The sequence below is a fragment of the Ruminococcus difficilis genome, from assembly GCF_016680995.1.
Genome location: NZ_JAEQMG010000152.1, coordinates 1 through 1,732 on the forward strand (window position 1 = coordinate 1; position 1,732 = coordinate 1,732).

The 1,732-nt window shown below is 46.1% G+C and carries 2 protein-coding genes; both read right to left on the reverse strand.

The features are described from left to right. Positions 1-186 precede the first annotated feature (186 nt). On the reverse strand, positions 187-1,452 hold the full coding sequence (gene ltrA, locus JKK62_RS14255; RefSeq protein ID WP_366503354.1) for a group II intron reverse transcriptase/maturase: 1,266 nt from the start codon (positions 1,450-1,452) through the stop codon (positions 187-189). Further along, positions 1,445-1,732: hypothetical protein (locus tag JKK62_RS17370; RefSeq protein WP_207752202.1), on the reverse strand; the 288-nt coding region annotated here is incomplete at its 5' end. The genes ltrA and JKK62_RS17370, both read right to left, overlap by 8 nt.

Below are 1,732 nucleotides of genomic sequence, written 5' to 3' on the forward strand. Positions count from 1 at the left end.
ATGTCCGAGCTGGCCGAAGGAGCATGATTGGAAATCATGTGTACGGTAATCACCGTACCAGGGGTTCGAATCCCCTTCTCTCCGCCAATAAACACGCTTTCGGGCGTGTTTTTTCATTTTAATCGAGTAGGGTGAAATTTCTCCGCCCTCTCACACCACCGTACGTGCCGTTCGGCATACGGCGGTTCAATTCAATTTCAAAGTATGCTGTCTAAGATAGTAATCTAATGGACTGACCAAGCCTCGCTTGGTCAGTTTCTCTTTAGAGATTGCTTTCTTAATCTGCGGTAAGCGCACCGCCTTCATATATCCTTTAATATGTGATTGCTCGTGCGCTATCCACGGCTTGACACCGAGCTTCTTCAGTCCCCATTCGCGCTTCCTTGGCACTTTCCACTGCTTCCAGATAATCACCCTCATTTGTACCATAAGGTGTTCATCAATTCGGGTTATGGCAGATTTCATATCTCCAAGAGCAAAGTAGTTAATCCATCCTCTGACTACCGCGTTAATCTTTGCTATACGGTATGTAAGGCTGACACTCCAACTCCGTTTGCATAGTTTCTTAATTGTTCTTTTGAACTTTGCAGCCGATTCTTGGTGTGGTCTTGCCCTCCATCCTTCTTTGGATTTCCAGAAGCCAAACCCCAGATATTTAAGTTTTGTCGGTTTGGTAATCTGAGTCTTTGTTGCGTTTACCTTTAAGCCGAGCTTTCTTTCTATCCAGCTTGTTATCGAGTACATTACTCTCTTTGCCGAGGCTTCACTTTTTACGACAATCACACAATCATCTGCGTATCTCGTGAATCGTAGCTCGCGCCTTTCAAGCTCTTTGTCGAGCTCGTTGAGCATAATATTACTCAATAGCGGCGATAGATTGCCGCCCTGCGGTGTGCCGACTTTTGTTGATTCGTATTTGCCGCGTACCATTACCCCCGCTTTCAGATACTTCCTTATCAGCGATTCCGTATCTCCGTCGTGAATAACGCGTCCGACATAACTCATCAGCTTGTCCTGCGGTACGTTGTCGAAGAATTTTTCAAGGTCGATATCTACTATCCATGTACAATCCTCGTTGAAATATTCGAGCAGCTTTATGATTGCCTGTTCACAGCTTCGTTTCGGTCTGAATCCATAGCTGTGGTCACTGAATAGCGGCTCAAATATCGGGCTTAGCACCTGTGTGATTGCCTGTTCTATTGTTCTGTCGACAACTGTGGGGATTCCGAGTTTACGTACACCGCCGTTTGGCTTTGGGATTTCTACCCTTAACACAGGCTGCGGTCTGTACTTCCTTTCTCGGATTTGCTGCTTGATACTCCCCCAGTTCTGAGCCATATATTTATCAAGCTCCTGAACTGTCACGCCATCAACACCGCCTGCGCCTTTATTTGCGTAAACTCGCTTCTTGGCACGTTTGATGTTTTCGTCGCTGAGTATCTTTTCAAGCATTTCTGACATACTTCCGTCTTTCTCCTTTCCGCTTCTCCGCGTATCCAGTTACGTTGCGCGGATTACCCTCATATACGTTTCGGGAGTACCGCTTGTCAGGGTCAATGCGAAGAACATACATTACGATTGACGTCTTGAATTGTTCGGTCCTTCCCGAAGTTTTTTTTTTCGGTACTATGACCTCTGCTGACTTCTCACAGTTCGTTGTTACTATGTCGGCTATGGAATCACTATTCCCACCACACCTGTGAGACCTCGCGGGATAAACCAATACTCTTTC